We start from the raw sequence: 19,193 nt of genomic DNA on the forward strand, positions 1-19,193 counted from the left end.
TGCCGCCAGGATACCTCTGCGTGCCCGGCGGCGCCTCGCCGGGCGTGATCGTCATCACCCCGCTCACCACCCAAGTTGCGCTGGCGGCCATCGGGTCGAAGATCACGCTTGATCGCTGCGTTGACCGCAGTTTCGCGAGAAGCACCTGCCGTCACCGGCGTTGAACCTTTGCGACAGCTGGCCGCACCCATTGGCGGGGCTCAACGTGGAGACGCGATCATGTCGATTGTTTCTGAACGCTATCAAAAGCGGGCAGCGGCTCGGCAAAGCCCGCTGATACACGTCGTCTGGTTTTGCCTGGCCGGTCTGTTCGTGTCGGTTCTGTTGGCGGCATATGGCCTCGATCTCAGTCCGGGATTTTTCTAGATCCCAAACGGTCCGACCGCGCCGCCGTATTCGGACACCGTGACGGCAGGGGCGAAGCGCAGCCTGCTTCCCGAAACGATCAGGCGGACTTGCCGCGCCTCGAATGTGCCGCGCTTCAGAACGGCACCGAGCCTCGGCCGCCCACCACGCAGGCGGTGACCTCGACCACGCTGACGGCTGGCATCGAGCAGATAAACTTCTTCTGACGACTCGAAGAACAGGCTGAAGGGTTCGCGCTCGGCGCCGACGAACAACGGTTTGCGCTGCAGCCGGACCAGGGTCAGTTCGACCAGCTCAGGAACGGTGGCCACGCGCACCGCGCGGTCGACCTAGGGCTCGAAATCTTCGGGCGTCATCAGATACACGGCTCACCCCGGGATGCATTTGAAGATCAAACGCCTCTAGCGTGCAGCCGTTTTTCCGTCAGCAGAAGTTCCGCGGGCGATTGTTGATATCGCACGAACGCGAGCGGCTTGTGATGAGATCCGCATTCTCGCCGCGGCTCTTGCAGCAGCGGGCGCGGCTCGCGCCGCGTCCGCCGATGGTCCGCATATCCTTGGATTCACGGATCTGCCGCGACTAAAGTGTAGTGCTGTGTTAGCTCAACGGAACGGGCTGTTGCCGATCGGATTCGAGCTTCTTGTAGTGCGCCAGTACGAACAGGCGAATCGCAGAGGACAGATTGCCGCGCGTTCGGCTGCCGTCGATCTCGGACAGCAATTCCGAAAGCGTTTGCTTTCGCGACGCGGCGATATCCTTCAGGCTCGTCCAGAATTCGTCTTCGATGCTGACGCTGGTCTTGTGGTTGTCGACGACAACGGAACGCTTCGCAACTGACGACTCACAGGTTTTCTGCGGCCGGATCGACCGTTCTTCAAATTCGGGCATGGCTCCAACTTTGTCTCAGCAGGAGCGCAACACTCCGGCAATTTTCAAATCATCTAATGGCTGGAGAGCCTATAACTTCGCAGTGCAGCAAAGTCGAGGAAAGTTGTGGCAACGCAGCAATGCTCGCAAACATCGCTACCATAGCACCCATGAATACGGTGATGGCGTCCTGCCCGCGAAACATTCCGGAAACACGATTCGCCACGTCGCCGTTGAACGAGCCCCCGAGAGGTCGCGACAGATGGCCAGGGACACAGCACGGCGCACCGCGCCAACCCAACGGAGAACGACCATGGTTCGCAAACTCACGATCGGACTGATTGCCGCCGCCTCGCTCGGCGCGGCAGCCCTCGCGCCCGGCATAGCTTCCGCTCACGGCATCGGCTGGAATCATCACGGCTGGCACGGCAGCTTCGGCGTCGGTTACTACGGCCCGACCCTCTATGTGAATGGCCTCTCGGACGACTGCATGCAGCGCCGCGTGGTCGAGACCCGCCGCGGCCAGCGCGTCCGCTGGGTCAATGTCTGCAGCTTCTGAATCTATTCAATTCATTAAGTAAAAGCCCCGGTTGCCTGCGCAATCGGGGCTTTTGACGTGGGAATCGGGCAATCGGGAACATGCTGTGGCCTTGCGGTGACAGCCATCTTCCGGCCATCCCGCTAAGAAGGCGTGTTCGTCCATCCCCCGTGGGCGCGAAAGGCCTTCCAATGAAATTCCTGGTTCTCGCCGCGGCCCTTGCAGTATCGGGCGCGGCTTCCGCCGCAGCTGCCGATATGCCGGCGCGCGCCTGGACCAAGGCGCCCGACGCGCAGGCTGCGAGCTACAACTGGGGCGGCTGGTATGTCGGCGGCAACGCCGGCGGCGTCTGGGGCCGCTCCGAGACCTCGAACGCCTTCGTCAACGGCACCACGCCGATCGCCAACCGGCAGGCCATCACGGCAGCTTCGCCCGGCCTCGATTCGGACGGTTTCACCGGTGGTGGACAGATCGGCTATAACCATCAAGTCGACCGCTGGCTGTTCGGCGTCGAAGCCGATGCCAATTACCTCGGGCTGAAGCAGACCCGCAACGTCACCGCTGCGTTTCCCATCGGCATCAGCACGTTCAACACGAGCAATTCGGTGACCACCGACTGGCTGGTGACGCTGCGTCCACGCGTCGGCTATGCCGTCGATCGCTCGCTGTTCTACATCACCGGCGGCCTCGCGCTGACCGAATTGAAGAGCAGCAACGGTTTCAGCGACTCGACCGGTCAGACCGAAACGGCCGGCCTCTCCAAGATCACTGCGGGCTGGACCGTCGGCGCCGGCATCGAGCATGCGTTCACCAAGAACTGGTCGGCCAAGGTCGAATATCTGTACTCGGATTTCGGCAAGCAGTCGGTTGCGGGCCCTGTCCTTGCCGGCCCGACGGCAACGACCGGCATGATCGCCCACGACATCGATCTCAAGACCAACACCGTGCGCGGCGGACTGAACTATCACTTCGGCGGCGCCCCGGTCGCGCGATACTGAAATTTCGCACACTCAATAAAAAGCCCCCGCACGCGGGGGCTTTTTATTGAGTGTGCGGTTGCGTGGCTCAGTCCACCAGCGCCAGCGCCGGCATTTCGGCCAGCTTCTGCTCGACGGTGATGGTCCAGCGCAGCGGCCAGCAGGTCAGATCGGGACTCACCATCTGGATGTAGCCTGAAACGTACACGCCTTCGGCGTCCTCGCGCTTGAAATGTTCGTCGACCATTCGGCCGTGAAGATGGGCCATCCGGCAGCGCCGCATCTGCGCGTAGTCGGTCGTCTCATACTTCGCCACGTCGGAATCTCCACGCATCCATCTCACCCGTGGGAGTGTCTGCGACTCACGGTTAACAAACATTGAACTGAGATTGCGGCGGTAGCACGATAAAACGAGCGTCCCAAATGCGCAGAAAGCCCCTGCTTTACACGATCGGATTCACCGACGTTTCAAGAGTTCGCAGTACTGTCCACGGAGTTTGATCGGGGGCTGCCGATGTTCTTCATTGCCGCCATACTGGCTTTCGCCGCCGCGATGTTTTATGCCGCCAGCGTCAACACGACGGGATGGGCGGTGCAATTATGCCGCCATGGCGACGTCTTCTGCGGCCACCCGTCCTGGCTTTTGATCGGGGCGGTGCTCTCGCTGATCTGGGCCTTCTTCCTGCGCGTTGACCGGCTGTAGATCAGCGATTGCCGAGGTCGCGTACTGAAGCCGCTTCCGCCGCGTCGGCGTCAGACGAGTGCAGCCGGAGTTTGGAGACGGCGTTGCAATGTTGGCACGCGAAGCTTCGCACTTCGGTGCCGTCCGCCTCGGTGTCGATCTTGGTGAGATGAACCCGCGTCCTGCAGTGCGAACATTTCAGATGTTCGGTACGAACATTATCGTTCACGAATTGTCCGTATCCGGCTACCATATACAATCTCCGAACCAAGGCGTACCGTAATGAGCGGCGGGCTTGCGCAAAAGGTTGCGAACGAAAAAAGTCTTGTAAAATAGGCAATCGAGAGCGGTGTCAGCAGACCCGTATATTGCGACAGGGGGCAGTACCCTGCACCATGCTACCAACCGGATTATACAACGAAATCGCCCCGTAATAAATACGACGCTGGTATATTGCGGGTCAATTCAGCAACATCATACGGTTGCGGTTGCGGAACCGCATTGATTAACGTCAATCTCGATAAGTTGATCCAAGTTTCCTTGATTCGGAATTTGATGATGCACAGGCGATACCAGCCATTGAATATTCCGATCGAGATCGTCCGCACCGTGCTTACCATCTCGGAAACCGGGAGCATGACCAAGGCGGCAGAGAAGCTTGGGCTGAGCCAGCCCGCCGTGAGTTCGCAGATCAAGCGCATCCAGGCCATGGTCGGCGGGGCGCTGTTTACCCGTACCGCCGAGGGGGCTACTGCGACACAGCTCGGCAGGCAGGTGCTGCACCAGGCCCGGCGCATCATCGAGGCTAACGACCAGATGTTATGCATGGGCGGCGCGGCGCATCTGCCGCGGCCGGTGCGACTGGGATTGAGCACCCTGTTCGTGCGCGATTTTCTCGGCCACCAGAACGCCGCGAGTCTTTCGGATGTGGTGATCCACACCGACACATCGGTGGGCATCACCAAGGGTCTGGTCGATGGCTACATCGACATCGCCTACATCCTGGAGAATCCCGAGCTGACCAGCGAAATCTCGCACCTGATCGTCAACGAAATCGACGAAGAATTCGTCTGGGTGCGGTCGAGCGACTTCGTGGTCAACCCGGGGGCACCGATCCCGATCCTGACATGGCCCGGCGACGATCTGATGGTCCGCACTCTGACGCGGAAGGGCCTCGCCTACAAGATCGTGTTCAACAGCCCCGACTACCATGCCAAGCTTGCCGCCATCGAAGCCGGCATCGGCATCGCCGCGATTCCGCGCCGCATGATTCCGCCGACGCTGGTTTGGGCGCAGGAACATTATTTACCGCAGTTGCCGCCGATCAAGGCCCTGCTCTGCGCGCGCTCGAACCTCGACAACGGCCAGAGCGCGAAGCTGCTCAACGATATTTCGACGCAGTTCTTCCAGGCGCCGCAGACCCTCCTGATCTAACGCGATCGCGGCACCGCAGCGGCGACTCCAGTCAGCCGATGCGGTCGAAAGTCAACAACTGGTGGAATTCGGAAGGGGCGAACTGACGACCGCCAAGGCCGGAAATACGAACCCGCCAGCCGGCGTCGTTCAACATCCGCGCTTGCGCAACAGCGACGTCGGGGATGATCCGGTGCGTGACCAGGCTCTGGTCGTCCCGCGTGGCATGGATGGTGAAAATGTCGCCGCGCGAAGGCCTGATGTCCGCAGGCAGTTCAAAGTCACCATTTGAGATCATCGTCGCCAACGGAGTTCTCCATCGTTCGCCGCATCTGACAATCATTCTGGGACGGCGTGGTTAATAAAAGTTTACGGCCGAGAGCGGTGCAGCATGGCGGCGCATCACTTGAAAAATGCGCACGATCCGTCGATCACTGCTTCTGTTTCTCGCGATCACCGTCCGGCTTTGATTTGGCCGGCTGAGTGGCGCTGACGGGATCGGACGCCGGAAATGAATCTTCCAGCCCGGACTTCAGCTCGGAGTGTTTTCTGGCGTCGGCCTTCAAAGCTTCCTTTGTGCTGACAGCGTGCTTGTCGTGCGGCGCGGGATCGAACTTGTCGGTCATGCCAACCTCCATTGTCGGAGGAAAAACGCAACCGCCCCCAATACGTTCCATAACGATCCGGAGGACTTAGTCGAGGCCGCGCTCGCGGCTCAACCGCACCATCTCTTCAATAAACAGCGTCTTCTGCCCGGCATCGAGACTGGCAAACAGCGGCTCGGCTGCATCCGCGACGTTGCGCTGGTCGACGGCGCGATCGTTGAGGAACTGGGCCTCGTTGCGCATTTGCTCGATGATATCGTCCGGCGGATCGCGTTTCGCGCGGGCGATGCGCAGCTTGAGGCGATCAGCGCCGTTATTGCCGAGGTAGTGCATCGCGCTGTTGAAGCCGGTCCAGTTCTTCTCCTGTTCGGGCGTCAGGTTCAGCGACGTCTTGATCCGGGCAATGTTGGCGTCGCTGTTGGCGACCACCTGCTCCGCCGTCAATTCCGGCGCGACAACCGATGCGACTTCCTGCCTGGGTTTTTTGAGGCGGGCGCTGCGCGCAGCCTTGGTTTCCCTGGCTCCCTTGGGCGGCTGCGATCCGGCCTGCGCCGGGGCCGGCGCAGTATTATTGTTGGCGGGCACGCCGAGCACGCCACCGACCACGCCGACAACACCGCCGATCGCACCACCCAGCACGCCGCCTATCGGACCGGCCGCCTTGTTGCCCTGCGCGGCGCCCTGCTGCACGCCCTGCACCAGACCCTGCGCCCGCACGGCGGCGGAGTTGGCCAGCAGGACGATGGCGCCGAAGCCCAGCGCAAGATGCCATCCGGCGCGCATGCGCATCGGCCATATCGGACGGGTCATTCGAATGCCTCCATCGCTATCGCAGTGCACTGGCCATCAACTGCGCCAACAGTATCGTCTCCAAATATGCAGAGTCCATCGCCGACACGTCGCACCCGGAAGGTGGACCCGGGCTGCACCCGCCTGTTAGAAACGCCGGGCGCGGCCGGCACGGCAAGACGCTCAAAAGCAAACACGGGACGGAATAAGATGACGACCAACAAGAAGAAACTGCTGATCACCGCATCGTTGTCGCCGCAGGGCCGGGCGTTGTTTGACGAGCGCGGCGATATCGAAACGATCGAATTTCCCAACCTGATTTCCACCGCCGATTTTGTGGCGCTGCTGCAGCAGCAGGCGCCGGTGCATGGCGTGGCGCTCGGGGCGACAGGGTTCGGCGAGGCGCAACTGGAGGCCTCCGGCGACATGAAAGTCGTGGCGCGGATCGGCGTCGGCTATGATGCAGTTGACGTCGAAGCGCTCAGCCGCCGCAAGGTGCCGCTGATGATCGCGGGCACCGCCAATTCGCCCTCGGTCGCCGAACAGGCGCTGTTCATGATGCTGACACTGGCCAAGCGCGCCGTCGAACTGCACGCGTTGGTGAAGGACGGACAATGGGCTTCGCGGTTCGCGTTGCTGCCGTTCGACCTGTTCGGCAAGACGGTGCTCGTGGTCGGCTTCGGCCGCATCGGCACCCGCACCGCCAAGCGCTGCCTGGCGATGGAAATGACCGTGCAGGTCTATGACCCCTACGTTTCCGCCGAGGCCATCCGGGAAGCCGGGTGCGAACCGGTCAGCGATCTCGATGCAGCCCTGCCCCACGCCGATTTTGTGACGCTGCACTGCCCGAAGACGCGGGACACCGCCGGCCTGTTCGACGCCGCCCGCATCGCCCGGATGAAGCCGTCGGCCTATCTCATCAACACCGCGCGCGGCGGCATCGTGGTGGAGTCCGCATTGTACGACGCACTGGTCGCCAAAAAGCTCGCGGGCGCCGGCCTCGACGTGTTCGAACAGGAGCCGCCGCCGGCCGGCCACAAATTGTTCGAGCTGCCCAATGTGATCATCGCCCCGCACGTCGCAGGCGTCACCCGTGAGGCGCTCGACCGCATGGGCTTGCAGACCGCGCGCAACATGCTGAGCGTGCTCGACGGCGAACCGATCCGGCAGAACGCCGTCAATGCCGACGTACTCGACTGACACTCGACGACGGCCATGCATCGCTGGCGCGGCCCGTCCGCGCCGGCGATGCCCTACCTCGGGTATGATGTTCACCGCAGCTTTTGGCAACGAGGCTTTGCTGTTTCGCGTTGCAGCACAACTTGAATGCGAACACCGCTGGAAAAATCGAATTCCGTCGATTTGTGCCTAAAAACAGCCACAGGCGTTATTAAAAAGGGAACCTCACGCCGACTTAAAAGTCTTTGTTGGATAGAACGACGACAGACTGTTGTTGGGGGATGAATAGTTGACTCAAAATGATCCGACCGATCATGCGCTTGCGGCGATTGCGAGCATTCTCGATCATTCAACCGAGAAGCCAGACAGCAAGGCAGAACTGACGCCGGCCCCGCATCACGAGGTGGAATCGCCCGCGTCTGTCCCCGAACCGTCGCCTCCCGAAATCGATATCGATACCTACAGCAGGCTCGGCCCCGGCCCGCTCGATGCCATCCGCTTTCGCTGGACGGCAAGGCGGGACACGGATGGCCTGTTCTTCGTCGATGAAACCATCGGCCCGCATTCGCGGCCGTTGGCGCTGGGTCCGATGCCGCGCCGTGAGGTAATCGGCTTCATCGATAGCCGCGAAGTCGGCGCCCGCCGCCGCTTTGACGCCTTGAAAAACGAGATGACCTTCAGCAAACGCGTCCCCGACTATGACAGCGCCGCGGACGACGAGAGCTGAAGGTTTCGTACCGCCAGTCTCAGCCGCCGACCGGGCCGCCATAGTCCGCGTCGCTGACCTTTTCCAGCCAGGTGGCGAAGCTGCCGTCGAGCGCTTCCTGCATCGCGATATGGGCCATCGCATGATCCGGCGCGGCACCGTGCCAGTGCTTCTCACCCGGCGGAATCCATACGGTGTCGCCGGGCTTGATCTCGAGGATCGGCCCGCCTTCGGTCTGCACCCGGCCGACGCCGGAGACCACGTACAGCGTCTGACCCAGCGGATGGTTGTGCCAGGCGGTGCGCGCGCCGGGCTCGAACGTCACCCGCGTCGCCGCAATCCGCGCCGGCGCTTCGGTGGCGATGATCGGATCCTGCCACACGGTGCCGGTGAAGTAGTCCTGCGGCGCGCGGATGGTTGGACGCGAGTTGGCCGGATGGATCTTCATGGTTACTCCTTCGACGCCGCGTAGCGCGCCTTGGTCTCGGCGTTCATCGGATAAAGGCCCGGGAGCGTTGCGCCGTTGTTGACCTCCTCAACGATCCACGCCTCCATGCGTTCCTGCTCCGCGCCCTCGGCGAGGATCAGGTCGAGGAATGCCTTCGGGATCACCACGGCGCCATCCTGATCAGCGACGATGACGTCATCCGGGAAGATCGCGACGCCGCCGCAGCCGATCGGCTCGCCCCAGCCGACAAAGGTGAGACCGGCGACCGACGGCGGCGCGGCATAGCCCGCGCACCACACCGGCAGGTTGGTGCCGAGCACGCCTTCGAGATCGCGCACCGCGCCATCGGTGATCAAAGCCGTGACGCCACGCTTCTGCATCCGCGCGCACAGGATGTCGCCGAAGATGCCGGCGTCGACGATACCCATCGCATCGACCACGGCGATGCAGCCTTCCGGCATGGCTTCAATGGCGGTGCGGGTCGAGATCGGCGACGACCACGATTCCGGCGTCGCGAGATCTTCGCGCGCCGGCACGAAACGCAGCGTGAAGGCCGCGCCGACCAAACGCGGCTGGCCGGGGCGCAGCGGCTTGGCGCCGCGCAGCCAGACGTTACGCAGGCCCTTCTTCAGCAAAACCGTGGTGATGGTCGCGGTCGAGACTTTTGACAGCGTGGCGATGGCTTCGGGGCTCAGGGACATCAGGGGCTCTTCAGGTGAGAGAGGATGACAAGCGGGCGCATCTTGCGGCGGAAAGCGATGGCGTCAAGGCCTGCGACGTCCTGAACACGGGTTGCGACGATCAATCCTGCTTATCGCCGTGATGCGCATTAATTAATTGAACTGGCTCGCATATTCGCGGATTGCGAATTCCACTGGCCGGGAAAACGCGCTATGCGTAAACACCCGACATCGATGTTGTGAGGCCATGGTCGCAGCTCTTTCCCCGCCCCGCATTCTGCCCAGTGGCGACGCCGCCATCACCGTCGAATTCAGCCGCACCATCGACGCGGAAGCGAACCGTCGCGTGCTGGCGCTGGACCTGCTGGTGGCCGACCAGGCGCTGCCCGGCGTCACCGAGACGGTACCGACCTATCGCTCGCTGCTGGTGCATTACGATCCGCTGCAGATCGGCTTTGAAGCGCTCGGCGATCAACTGACCGCGCTGTCGTTGAAGCCGCTGCCCGAGGCGGCCGCGACGCGGCGCTGGCGCATTCCCGTTGCCTATGGCGGCGAGAATGGCATCGACCTTGAGGACGTCGCCAAGACGCTCGACATCACTCCGGACGAAGTGGTGGCGCGCCATGTCGGCGGTGACTACCGCGTGGCCATGATCGGCTTCACCCCGGGCTGGTCCTATCTTTCGGGCCTGCCCTCCTCGATGGAAATCTCACGGCGGCAGAATCCGCGGCTGCTGACGCCGCCCGGGACCATCTCGATCGGTGGCATCCAGACCGGCGTGCAGTGCCTCGCCGGCCCCAGCGGCTGGCATCTGCTCGGCCGCACCGCCGTGCGCACCTATCAGCTCGGCCGCGATCCGATCTTCCTGCTCGAGCCCGGTGACGCCATCAGCTTTGTCGCGGTCGACCAGAAGACCTTCGCCGAACAGGACCGCGCCGCGGACGCCGGCGAATTCGTTGCCGAGTTGATTTCATGAGCAAGCTTGTCGTCACCTCGGTCAGTCCCGGCACCTCCGTTCAGGACGCCGGCCGGTTCGGCGCGCAGCGCTACGGGCTGGTGCCATCCGGCGCGGTGGATCGGCTGGCGCTCGCCGCGGCCAACGCGCTTGTCGGCAATGCGCTGTTCGCCGCCACCATCGAGCTCGGACCGTTGAACACCGTATTCACCGCACGCGACGGCGCAGTGCGCGTGGCGCTGACCGGCGCGACGCGGCCGGCCGATGTCGGCGGCGCGCCGCTGGCCCTGAATACCTCGGTGACCATTGCCGACGGCGAGAGCCTGATGCTTGGCGTCGCCCGTTCAGGCACCTTCGGCTATTTGGCGATCGAAGGCGGCGTATCCGGCGAGCCGATGTTCGGCAGTCTAGCGGTCAACGCCCGTGCCGGACTCGGCAGCCCCTATCCGCGCGCGCTGCAGCCCGGCGACGAGTTGCAACTCGCAACCGCCAGCAGCGCCAACGAAAAGCGCATCGACCTGCCCGCTTTGTCCGATGGCCCGATCCGCGTGGTGATGGGCCCGCAGGACGACGAGTTTGGCGACGCCACGGAGCTGTTCCTGAACAGCGAGTGGAAGATCTCGGCTATGTCGGACCGCATGGGCTATCGTCTCGAAGGCCCCGTGATCAAACACCTGCACGGCCACAACATCGTCTCCGACGGCACCGTCAATGGCTCGATCCAGGTGCCCGGCAACGGCGCGCCGATCGTGCTGATGCCGGACCGGGGCACATCCGGCGGCTATCCGAAGATCGCCACGGTGATATCGAGCGACCTCGGCCGTTTTGGCCAGACCCAACCCGGCCGCGGCTTCCGCTTCAAGGCGGTCACGATGGCGCAGGCGCAAGCGGAATACCGCGCGATGGCCGAACTGCTGCAAAGCCTGCCGGGCCGCGTCCACGACGCCAACACGCTGATGCTCGATATCAAAGCGCTGCAATCCGCCAACGTCGCAGGCGTCGCCGTCAGCGCGATGGATGCCTGGACCTGGCAGGCGGAAACCCCGGCGGCACAAGACTAGTTCAACTTCACCTACCGAAGAGTACGACCATGAACATCGATCTGAACTGCGATCTCGGCGAAAGCTTCGGCATGTGGGAGATGGGCAATGACGCCGCCATGATCGAGCTGGCGAGCTCGGTCAACATCGCCTGCGGCTATCACGCAGGGGACGCCGACGTGATGCGCAAGACCGTTCAACTCGCCAAGGCGCGCAACGTCCGGATCGGCGCGCATCCCGGCTACCGCGACCTGCACGGTTTTGGCCGCCGACCGATCGTCGGCCTGACCGCGCTGGAGATCGAAAATCTGATCGCCTACCAGATCGGCGCGCTGCAATCGATTGCCGCGATGGAAGGCTACAAGGTCACCCATGTGAAGGCGCACGGCGCGATCTCCAACGTCGCCTGCGAGGACGACATGACCGCGCGCGCCATCGCCGCTGGCATCAGGGGCGTCGATCGCAACTTGATCTTCGTGGTGCTGGCGAATTCAAAACTCGTCACCGCGGGCGAAGCCGCCGGGCTGCCGCTGGCGCACGAAGTGTTCGCCGACCGCGCTTATGAAGACAACGGCAACCTGGTCTCGCGCAAGAAGCCCGGCGCCGTGCTGCACGATCCGGTGATGGTGGCCGACCGCGTGGTGAAGATGGTGCAGGACGGCGCGGTCACCTCGATCACTGGCAAGGTCATCAAGATGAAGATGGACACGGTCTGTATTCACGGCGACACGCCCGGCGCCGTCGAGCTCGGACGTCACGTCCGCGACGCCCTGAAGGTCGCCGGCATCGACGTGAAGCCATTCTAGAGTATGATTCACGTGGTTTGAATCGCGCGTAGCGCTGACCTCTCCCCGACTTGCGGGGAGAGGTCATGTCTTCGATCGTTACTTCTTCATCGCCATCGCGCAGTTGCCCTGCTCGATCGGTCGGAATGCCTCCGCCGCAGGAATGGTCTCGATCAGCTTGTAGAAGTCCCACGGGCCCTTGGACTCTTCCGGTGTCTTCACCTGGAACAGGTACATGTTGTGGATGTGGCGACCGTCGATGCGGACCTTGCCGTCACCGAACAACGGATCCTTCGACGGCAACTCCTTCATCTTGACAACGACCGCCTGCCCGTCCGTCGTATCGGCGGCGGCAGCCGCGCGCAGGTAATGCAGCGTTCCGGCGTAGACGCCCGCCTGATTGGCGGTCGGCCGTCGACCGCTGGTCTGCGCGGCGAAGCGATCGGCGAACTTCCGCGTACCCTCATTGGTGTCCCAGTAGAAGCCCTCGGTCAGATAGAGGCCCTTGGCATCCTTCAGCCCGATCGCATTCACGTCGCTGAGCTGCATCAGAAGCGCCGCCAGCTCCTGCCCGCCGGCCTGCAGGCCGAACTCCGACGCCTGCTTGACCGAATTGACGGTGTCGCCGACCGCATTGGCCAGCGCCACGATCTTCGCCTTGCTGGACTGCGCTTGCAGCAGGAAGGAGGAAAAATCCGAGGTGCCGGTGGGATGCCGGACCGTTCCGAGGACCTTGCCGTTCTCCGCCTTAATCACATCGACGGCGTCCTTCTCAAGCGCATGGCCGAACGCATAGTCGGCGGTCAGAAAGAACCAGGTATCCTTCTTGGCCCGCAGCAGCGCGAGCGCGGTGCCGTGCGCGAGCGCCCAGGTGTCGTAGGTCCAGTGCACGGTGTTGGGCGAGCACTTCTCGCCGGTCAGCAGCGAGGTACCCGGGCCGGACGCGACAAACGCCGTCTTGGTTCCGCGCACCACTTCCTGCACTGCGAGCGCTACTGACGAGAACGGCACGTCGAGGATGACATCGACCTTGTCGACTTCGACCCAGCGCTTGGCCAGCGCGGCACCGATGTCGGCCTTGTTCTGGTGATCCGCCTGAATCAGTTCGACGTTGAGGCCGGGCTTCTCCGCCTTGAAATCCTCGATGGCGAGCTTGGCCGCGACGACCGAACCCGGTCCGGTCGAGTCGGCGGCAAAGCCGCTGAGATCGGTCAGCACCCCGACCTTGATCGACTTGTTCGGTATCTCTGCCTGAGCCGTATTGAGTGTCGCCAGCGCTATCGCGGTCCCCGCGAGCAGCAGCACTTTCATTCTGTTCATTGGTGTCTCCTCCGATTTTATGTTTTCTGTTTTTTGCTTGTGATGTCTTGCCGCTATCCCCGCATCCTGCCCAGAACCTCCTGAGCGACGTCGATGCGGACGGTCTTCTGCTCGACTAGCACTTGGGCGACGGCTTCCACCTCGTCGCCGACAGCGCCAGCCATGATCGCGATATTCTGCGCATGCAGCGCCATGTGGCCGGACTGGATGCCGACGGTCGCGAGCGCTTTCAAAGCCGAGAAATTCTGCGCGAGACCCACTGCCGCAATGATCCGTGCCAGACGCTCGGCGGTCGTCACGCCGAGAATTTTGAGACATGCTTGCGCCGTCGGATGGATCTTGGTCGCGCCGCCGATCAAGCCGACCGCCAGAGGCAGTTCGATCGAACCGCTGAGGTCGCCATTGCCGTTGATCTCATAGCGCGTCAGGCTGGTGTAGCGTCCATCGCGCGCCGCATAGGCATGCGCACCCGCCTCGACGGCGCGGCTGTCGTTGCCGGTGGCCAGCACGACGGCGCTGATGCCGTTCATGATGCCCTTGTTGTGCGTGGCGGCGCGGTACGGATCGGCCGCCGCAAACTGATAGGCACTGATGATTCCGTCGCGCACGCTGGCGCCACCGATGGCGTCGAGCTTCCACACCGCGTGGGCACGCGCCAGCCGGCGATCCGCGAGATTGGACAGGATGCGAAGGAATACGCGGCCGCCGGTCCAGCCGGCGATATGCGGCGCGATCTTCTCCGCCATCGTATTGACGGCGTTGGCGCCCATCGCGTCCCTGGTATCAACGATAAGATGGGTGATCACCATCGTGCCGCCCAGCGTATCGAGAATGCGCACCTCGACATCGCGAAAGCCGCCGCCGAGCCTGACCAGCAGCGGGTCGCAGGCATCGCAGATCGACTTGATCTCGTCGCGTCGCTCCAGCAACCGCAGCCGCGCGGCGTAGGGATCGGGAACATCGACCGCCTGCACCTGCGCGATCATCAGCGTGCCCGAAACCGAAGTCGTAAAACCTTCCTCGTAGGTCTGGCGCGCGGCGTTGCATACGGCGGCGACGACCGAGGACTCCTCCGTTGCCATCGGCACCAGCACGTCCTCGCCGTCGATCTTCATGTTGGTGGCCACGCCGATCGGGATATTCATCGTGGCGATGACGTTTTCGATCATCTTGTCGGCCAGCGGCGCCGGAAGGTTGCCCATGTCGGCAAGATGCCGCGTGGTCTCGTCATCGAGGCCGGCAAAGGCGGCGACGAGTTCGCGGCGCTCCTGCGGTGATTTGCGGTGAAAGCCAGCGATCCGCGAACTGCGGTTGTGGCCGTGTTGGGGGGGCGTCATGGGCGTCTCCGGATCGCGGCTTCTCAAGGGCCTCGTTGCGCAAACTGTATGGCGATCGGGGTACGCCGCAAGGAACGCTTTGCAGAATTTCGGGAAGGTGCGTACCATTGGTACAATGGGTACAGTTGAGAAGCCTGACCTGAGGAGCGCCCGCTCACGCGTCGAAACCATTGTGGACGAGGTCATTTCCCGGATCGAACGGGGCTTGATCCGGCCGGGCGAGCGCCTGCCCTCGATCCGCAACGCATCAGACACCTTCGCGGCCTCGAAGAACACCATTGTGGACGCCTATGAACGTCTGGTGGCATCCGGCCGGATCGAAAGCCGGCCCGGCTCCGGCTTCTATGTCTCGCAGCATCGCTCCGGGCGTATGGACACTCCCGAGCCGGCGCGGATCGAAGCCGTCGACAGCGTCTGGCTGCTACGCGAACAACTTGAAAAGCGCTACGAGGTCCGCGTCGGCGACGGCCGTTCGCCTTCTGCGTGGATGGAGGGCACGGAAGTCGCCAACCTGCGGCCGGTCAGCCGGCCGGGCCAGCGCACCTTGCCTGAAAGCTATGGCAGCCCCTACGGCCTGCTGGCCCTGCGCGAGCGCATCGCCGGCTTCCTTACCGAGCGATCGATTGCTGCCCGGCCGACACAGGTGTTGTTGACGCAAGGCGCCAATGATGCGCTCGACATGATTGTACGACAGTTTGTTGAACCCGGCGACGCCGTGCTGGTCGACAATCCCGGCTACTATCCGTTGTTCGGCAAGCTGCGGCTGGCCAAGGCCCGGCTTATCGGCGTCCGCAGGACTATAGATGGTCCCGACCCGGACGATCTGGCCGCCAAGGCGGCTGCCACCGGCGCCAAGATCTTCTTCACGCAATCGCTGGCGCAAAATCCGACCGGCTGCTCGATCACTTTGCCGGTCGCCTATCGCGTGTTGAGGACGGCAAGCGAGCTCGGTCTTCGGATCGTGGATTCCGATCCGTTTGCCGACGTGCTGCCGAACGCCATGCCGCGGTTGGCCGCGCTCGATCAGCTCGACCGCGTGATCTATGTCGGGACCTTTGCCAAGACCTTGTCGGCCAGCCAGCCTGCGCTCCGGATACATCGCAGGCAATCTCGATGTGATCGGTCAACTCGCCGACCTCAAGATGATCACCCGCGCCAACAGCTCCGGCTATGTCGAACAGATCATCTATGACCTGATCACCAGCGGACGCTACCGCGGCCATCTCAAGCGGCTGACCGGGCGCATTGACGCCGCCACCCGCGAGGCCAATGACACGCTGCAGCGGATCGGTCTGCCGCCATTCGGGCAGCCGCGCGGCGGCTTCTACATGTGGTGCGAATTGCCCGGCCATATCAACGACACGCAACTGTCACGCATCGCGGCGGAGCGCAGCATCCTGCTGGCGCCAGGGTCTGCCTTCAATCCCGACGCGCAGCCCGCACCGCCCGCGATGCGCATCAACATTGCCCATGTCGGCGATCCCCGCTTCCGGGATTTCATCGCCGAACATTGCGAGCCGCCGGTCGTCAGCGATCGTTGAGCATGCCCTCATGCGGCAGGCCCTCGATCGGGCATTCCTCGACGCCGACCGTGGTGCGCGTGAACGCCTCGACGTTCTCGCGCGCCTTTTCGGGATCGGTGACCCAGGTCGAATAGAAATCGAACGGACAGCCGCTGACGCCGCGGTTGCTTTCGCCGGAATTGATGGTGCCGGTGTAGCCGCGGTGCAGCAGCTTGAAGAGATGATTTTCCGATTGCCCCGTGCGGCGCGCGTCGCGGATCAGCGATTTCGACAGGGCAGCATACTGGATGCCGTAATCCTCCTCGCCGCATTCGCCAAGCGTGCGGCCGTCGAAGCCGATGATCGCCGAATGTCCGAAATACGAATAGACGCCGTCGAAGCCCGAGGCATTGGCGACGGCGACATAGACGTTGTTGGCCCAGGCCATCGCCTTGGCCATCAGGACCTGCTGGTCCTTGGCGGGATACATGTAGCCCTGGCAGCGCACGATCAGCTCGGCGCCCTTCATGGCGCAGTCACGCCAGATTTCGGGGTAGTTGCCGTCATCGCAGATGATCAGCGATATCTTGAGACCCTTTGGCCCTTCCGAGACATAGGTGCAGTTGCCGGGATACCAGCCTTCGATCGGCACCCACGGCATGATCTTGCGATATTTCTGCACGATCTCGCCCTGATCGTTCATCAGGATCAGCGTGTTGTACGGCGCCTTGTGCGGATGCTGCTCATGCTGCTCGCCGGTCAGCGAGAACACGCCCCACACCTTGGCCTTGCGGCAGGCCGCGGCAAAAATATCGGTCTCGTCGCCGGGGACCATCGAGGCGGTCTCGTACATCTCCTTGGAGTCGTACATGATGCCTTGCGTGGAATATTCCGGAAAGATCACAAGATCCATGCCGGGCAGCCCGGACTTCATGCCGACGATCATGTCGGCGATTTTTTGCGCGTTGGCCAGCACTTCGGCCTTGGTATGCAGCCGCGGCATCTTGTAGTTGACGACGGCGACGCCGACCGTGTCCTTGCTGGATGAAATATCGCCGTGGTGCATCGCTGGGATCTCCGTTATCGGGTGATCCTGAGCCGACGACAGCAGCCGGGCCATACGTGGATTTACGGATGGGGAAACATGGGCATGAGGTCAGACGCCATTCCGGGATGGACCTCAGTCGGGCTGGCCGGCTGGAGGCCAGACACGGAACCCCGAGATGTTCAACCACTTCCGGATTCCGGGTTCGCTCGCAGCTCGCGCTGCGCGCGCCCCCGGAATGACAGACAACTACAGCCCCGCGCCCTTGCCGATCGCGTCGTTGAACGAACGATCAACCAGCGTTTGCGCATCCAGCTTCTGCTTGATCAACCCGGCGCGCAGATAGAGGTCGATGGTCTTCTGCTCATCGGCGGCCACACCGTCGTCGATCGGCGCGATGCGAACCTTTGAGCGTTGCAGCCAGTTCAGCGGCACCGACGGCGCCACGTTCATCAGCTTTCCCCAGGTCTGCGCATAGCTGTCGGCGTTGTTCAGCGCCCAGGCGCGCGCAGCGGTGAGGCGGCGCAGATAATCTTCCAGTTCGGCGTGCTTGTCGCGGATCGCATTCGGCGTCGCCACGACGAAACTGAGCCCCGACGTCAGGCCATCCGCGGTCAGCACAGGGCGCGACCCGAACAGCACTTCTTCCTGGCTGACATAGGGTTCCCAGGTAGACCACGCATCGACCGAGCCGCGGCTATAGGCAACCTTGGCGTCGGCGGGGGCGAGGAACACCAGCTGGATGTCGGCCGGCGTCCAGCCTCTCGACTCCAGCGCGGCGAGAACGAGCTGATGCCCGATCGAGCCGCGGCCAGTGGCGATCTTCTTGCCTTTCAATTCGTCGAAACTCTTGACGGTCGAGTCCTTCGGCACCAGCAAAGCGAGACCGTCCCCGGTCTGGCGGATTGCGCCGATCGCCTTAACCGGTACGTTGGCGGCAGCGGCAAAGGTGAACGGCGCGTCACCGACCAGGCCGGCCTCGATGGCGCCCGCGCCCAATGCTTCCAGCAAGGGGGCCGCCGCCGCGAATTCCTTCCACTCGATCTTGTAGGGCAGATCCTTGAGCACGCCGGCGGCCTCCATGACGGCACGCGCATTGCCCTTCTGGTCGCCGACGATCAGCGTGGTTTCGGCGTGAACGGATGACAGAGTGGCCGCGAGCAACGCCACCGCGATGACAAGACGTTTCATTATGCTGCTACTTCCTTGGTAACGCTGCGCTGCGCGATAAGCTCGCGCGTGCGCGGAATGAGATCGCGGCCGTAATCGATGGCGTCGATCAAGGGATCGAAGCCGCGAATGAGGAAATGGCTGACGCCGAGATCGTAGTAATCGCCGAACACTTCGGCGACCTGTTCGGGCGTGCCGACCAATGCCGTGGTGTTGCTGTTGGCGCCGGTAAGCGCGGCCATCTCGGTCCACAGCCGCTTGTCGATGCGGGTGCCCTGCTCGGCCAGTGCCAGCAGCCGCCGCGCGCCGGCGGTGGCATGGCCATCGGCCGGTTTGCGGTATCCGGTCTTGTCCTGCAACGCGGTGGCGCGGGCGAGAATATCCTCCGCCTTGGCCCAGGCCTTCTCCTCCGTCTCAGCGATAATGGGGCGTACCGACAGGCTGAAGCGCGGCGTCGGCCGGCCATGCTTTGCGGCCGCTGCACGCACCCGTGCGGTGACGTCGCGGACCTGCGCGTAGGATTCACCCCACAGCGCAAAGGTATCGGCATGCTTGCCGGCGACCTCGATTGCCGCATCCGACGCGCCGCCGACGAAGATCGGAATGCCTTCGGGATGATACGGCTTGATCTGCGAGAAGCCGTTCTCGACCTGATAATATTTGCCAGCGTAATTGAACGGCTTGTCGCTGCTCCATTCCGCCTTGATCACGTCAAGCCAGTCGTCGGTACGGGCGTAGCGCTCGTCCTTGTCGTCGATGGTATTGCCGTCCTGTCGGAGTTCCGTGGCG

Annotated in this window: 25 protein-coding genes; 12 read left to right on the top strand and 13 right to left on the bottom strand. The window is 63.0% G+C overall.

Features of this window, described 5'->3' with window-relative positions; genetic code table 11:
• The first annotated feature begins 108 nt into the window (after positions 1-108).
• The gene (locus JWQ24_RS04330) at positions 109-366 is read left to right on the top strand and encodes a hypothetical protein (protein ID WP_299804808.1); all 258 of its coding nucleotides are present in this window, start codon (positions 109-111) and stop codon (positions 364-366) included.
• Here the strand turns inward: JWQ24_RS04330 and JWQ24_RS04335 are convergent.
• Together JWQ24_RS04335 and JWQ24_RS04340 are read right to left on the bottom strand one after the other, a co-directional pair.
• A complete protein-coding gene (locus tag JWQ24_RS04335) occupies positions 363-677 on the bottom strand; it encodes a hypothetical protein (RefSeq protein WP_299804810.1) in 315 nt (104 codons plus the stop codon). The two genes, JWQ24_RS04330 and JWQ24_RS04335, sit on opposite strands and share 4 nt — an antisense overlap.
• A gap of 286 nt (positions 678-963) precedes the next feature.
• Positions 964-1,254 carry a ribbon-helix-helix domain-containing protein gene (locus tag JWQ24_RS04340; protein ID WP_299804812.1) on the bottom strand — a complete coding sequence of 97 codons (291 nt, stop codon included), beginning with the start codon at positions 1,252-1,254 and terminating at the stop codon, positions 964-966.
• A 292-nt stretch (positions 1,255-1,546) separates the two neighbouring features.
• Here JWQ24_RS04340 and JWQ24_RS04345 point away from each other — a divergent pair, with 292 nt between their 5' ends.
• Together JWQ24_RS04345 and JWQ24_RS04350 are read left to right on the top strand one after the other, a co-directional pair.
• Positions 1,547-1,792, top strand: a complete 246-nt coding sequence (locus JWQ24_RS04345) for a hypothetical protein (RefSeq protein ID WP_299804813.1) — start codon at positions 1,547-1,549, stop codon at positions 1,790-1,792.
• A 170-nt stretch (positions 1,793-1,962) separates the two neighbouring features.
• Positions 1,963-2,769 carry an outer membrane protein gene (locus JWQ24_RS04350; protein WP_299804815.1) on the top strand — a complete coding sequence of 269 codons (807 nt, stop codon included), beginning with the start codon at positions 1,963-1,965 and terminating at the stop codon, positions 2,767-2,769.
• 67 nt (positions 2,770-2,836) lie between these two features.
• On the opposite strand, the gene JWQ24_RS04355 is transcribed toward JWQ24_RS04350, so the two are convergent.
• Positions 2,837-3,064 carry a hypothetical protein gene (locus JWQ24_RS04355; RefSeq protein ID WP_299804817.1) on the bottom strand — a complete coding sequence of 76 codons (228 nt, stop codon included), beginning with the start codon at positions 3,062-3,064 and terminating at the stop codon, positions 2,837-2,839.
• 198 nt (positions 3,065-3,262) lie between these two features.
• Between JWQ24_RS04355 and JWQ24_RS04360 the strand changes: the two genes are divergently transcribed.
• Both JWQ24_RS04360 and JWQ24_RS04365 read left to right on the top strand, forming a co-directional pair.
• The gene (locus JWQ24_RS04360; protein ID WP_299804820.1) at positions 3,263-3,451 is read left to right on the top strand and encodes a hypothetical protein; all 189 of its coding nucleotides are present in this window, start codon (positions 3,263-3,265) and stop codon (positions 3,449-3,451) included.
• Positions 3,452-4,009: 558 nt separating this feature from the next.
• Positions 4,010-4,864 carry a LysR family transcriptional regulator gene (locus JWQ24_RS04365; RefSeq protein WP_299804823.1) on the top strand — a complete coding sequence of 285 codons (855 nt, stop codon included), beginning with the start codon at positions 4,010-4,012 and terminating at the stop codon, positions 4,862-4,864.
• 31 nt (positions 4,865-4,895) lie between these two features.
• Here JWQ24_RS04365 and JWQ24_RS04370 read toward each other — a convergent pair whose 3' ends face one another.
• The 3 genes from JWQ24_RS04370 to JWQ24_RS04380 all read right to left on the bottom strand — a co-directional run bounded on the left by JWQ24_RS04370 (position 4,896) and on the right by JWQ24_RS04380 (position 6,258).
• Positions 4,896-5,150 (bottom strand): hypothetical protein, encoded by a 255-nt coding sequence (locus tag JWQ24_RS04370; protein ID WP_299804825.1) that lies wholly within the window; start codon positions 5,148-5,150, stop codon positions 4,896-4,898.
• 124 nt (positions 5,151-5,274) lie between these two features.
• Positions 5,275-5,469, bottom strand: a complete 195-nt coding sequence (locus JWQ24_RS04375) for a hypothetical protein (protein ID WP_299804827.1) — start codon at positions 5,467-5,469, stop codon at positions 5,275-5,277.
• A 66-nt stretch (positions 5,470-5,535) separates the two neighbouring features.
• Complete coding sequence (locus tag JWQ24_RS04380; RefSeq protein ID WP_299804830.1) at positions 5,536-6,258, bottom strand: Spy/CpxP family protein refolding chaperone; 723 nt, start codon at positions 6,256-6,258, stop codon at positions 5,536-5,538.
• A 189-nt stretch (positions 6,259-6,447) separates the two neighbouring features.
• Here JWQ24_RS04380 and JWQ24_RS04385 point away from each other — a divergent pair, with 189 nt between their 5' ends.
• Both JWQ24_RS04385 and JWQ24_RS04390 read left to right on the top strand, forming a co-directional pair.
• On the top strand, positions 6,448-7,437 hold the full coding sequence (locus JWQ24_RS04385; RefSeq protein ID WP_299804833.1) for a hydroxyacid dehydrogenase: 990 nt from the start codon (positions 6,448-6,450) through the stop codon (positions 7,435-7,437).
• Between the two features lie 268 nt (positions 7,438-7,705).
• On the top strand, positions 7,706-8,143 hold the full coding sequence (locus JWQ24_RS04390; protein ID WP_299804836.1) for a hypothetical protein: 438 nt from the start codon (positions 7,706-7,708) through the stop codon (positions 8,141-8,143).
• Between the two features lie 19 nt (positions 8,144-8,162).
• On the opposite strand, the gene JWQ24_RS04395 is transcribed toward JWQ24_RS04390, so the two are convergent.
• Complete coding sequence (locus JWQ24_RS04395; protein ID WP_299804838.1) at positions 8,163-8,570, bottom strand: cupin domain-containing protein; 408 nt, start codon at positions 8,568-8,570, stop codon at positions 8,163-8,165.
• Between the two features lie 2 nt (positions 8,571-8,572).
• Complete coding sequence (locus tag JWQ24_RS04400; protein ID WP_299804841.1) at positions 8,573-9,271, bottom strand: ribonuclease activity regulator RraA; 699 nt, start codon at positions 9,269-9,271, stop codon at positions 8,573-8,575.
• Between the two features lie 226 nt (positions 9,272-9,497).
• Between JWQ24_RS04400 and pxpB the strand changes: the two genes are divergently transcribed.
• The 3 genes from pxpB to JWQ24_RS04415 are packed head-to-tail and all read left to right on the top strand — an operon-like array spanning position 9,498 to position 12,051.
• A complete protein-coding gene (gene pxpB, locus JWQ24_RS04405) occupies positions 9,498-10,226 on the top strand; it encodes a 5-oxoprolinase subunit PxpB (protein ID WP_299804844.1) in 729 nt (242 codons plus the stop codon).
• Positions 10,223-11,266 (top strand): biotin-dependent carboxyltransferase family protein, encoded by a 1,044-nt coding sequence (locus JWQ24_RS04410; RefSeq protein ID WP_299804846.1) that lies wholly within the window; start codon positions 10,223-10,225, stop codon positions 11,264-11,266. The genes pxpB and JWQ24_RS04410 overlap by 4 nt, the downstream gene beginning before the upstream one ends.
• 29 nt (positions 11,267-11,295) lie before the next feature.
• Complete coding sequence (locus JWQ24_RS04415; protein WP_299804848.1) at positions 11,296-12,051, top strand: 5-oxoprolinase subunit PxpA; 756 nt, start codon at positions 11,296-11,298, stop codon at positions 12,049-12,051.
• 78 nt (positions 12,052-12,129) lie between these two features.
• Here JWQ24_RS04415 and JWQ24_RS04420 read toward each other — a convergent pair whose 3' ends face one another.
• A complete protein-coding gene (locus JWQ24_RS04420) occupies positions 12,130-13,350 on the bottom strand; it encodes an ABC transporter substrate-binding protein (RefSeq protein ID WP_299804851.1) in 1,221 nt (406 codons plus the stop codon).
• Positions 13,351-13,403: 53 nt separating this feature from the next.
• Positions 13,404-14,687, bottom strand: coding sequence for a hydroxymethylglutaryl-CoA reductase, degradative (locus JWQ24_RS04425; protein WP_299804853.1), 1,284 nt, complete (start codon positions 14,685-14,687; stop codon positions 13,404-13,406).
• Positions 14,688-14,859: 172 nt separating this feature from the next.
• On the opposite strand from JWQ24_RS04425, the gene JWQ24_RS04430 reads away from it, so the two are divergent.
• Positions 14,860-15,879 carry a PLP-dependent aminotransferase family protein gene (locus JWQ24_RS04430; protein WP_299804855.1) on the top strand — a complete coding sequence of 340 codons (1,020 nt, stop codon included), beginning with the start codon at positions 14,860-14,862 and terminating at the stop codon, positions 15,877-15,879.
• The gene (locus JWQ24_RS04435) at positions 15,803-16,228 is read left to right on the top strand and encodes an aminotransferase class I/II-fold pyridoxal phosphate-dependent enzyme (protein WP_299804856.1); all 426 of its coding nucleotides are present in this window, start codon (positions 15,803-15,805) and stop codon (positions 16,226-16,228) included. Before JWQ24_RS04430 ends, JWQ24_RS04435 begins: the two co-directional genes overlap by 77 nt.
• Here JWQ24_RS04435 and JWQ24_RS04440 read toward each other — a convergent pair.
• The 3 genes from JWQ24_RS04440 to JWQ24_RS04450 all read right to left on the bottom strand — a co-directional run.
• Complete coding sequence (locus JWQ24_RS04440; protein WP_299804858.1) at positions 16,215-17,255, bottom strand: aliphatic amidase; 1,041 nt, start codon at positions 17,253-17,255, stop codon at positions 16,215-16,217. The two genes, JWQ24_RS04435 and JWQ24_RS04440, sit on opposite strands and share 14 nt — an antisense overlap.
• A gap of 228 nt (positions 17,256-17,483) precedes the next feature.
• On the bottom strand, positions 17,484-18,425 hold the full coding sequence (locus JWQ24_RS04445; protein ID WP_299804861.1) for an ABC transporter substrate-binding protein: 942 nt from the start codon (positions 18,423-18,425) through the stop codon (positions 17,484-17,486).
• A partial coding sequence (locus JWQ24_RS04450; protein WP_299804863.1) for an LLM class flavin-dependent oxidoreductase occupies positions 18,425-19,193 on the bottom strand: 769 nt, incomplete at its 5' end. The genes JWQ24_RS04445 and JWQ24_RS04450, both read right to left, overlap by 1 nt.

The sequence above is a fragment of the Tardiphaga sp. genome (assembly GCF_028290495.1).
Taxonomy (GTDB): domain Bacteria; phylum Pseudomonadota; class Alphaproteobacteria; order Rhizobiales; family Xanthobacteraceae; genus Tardiphaga.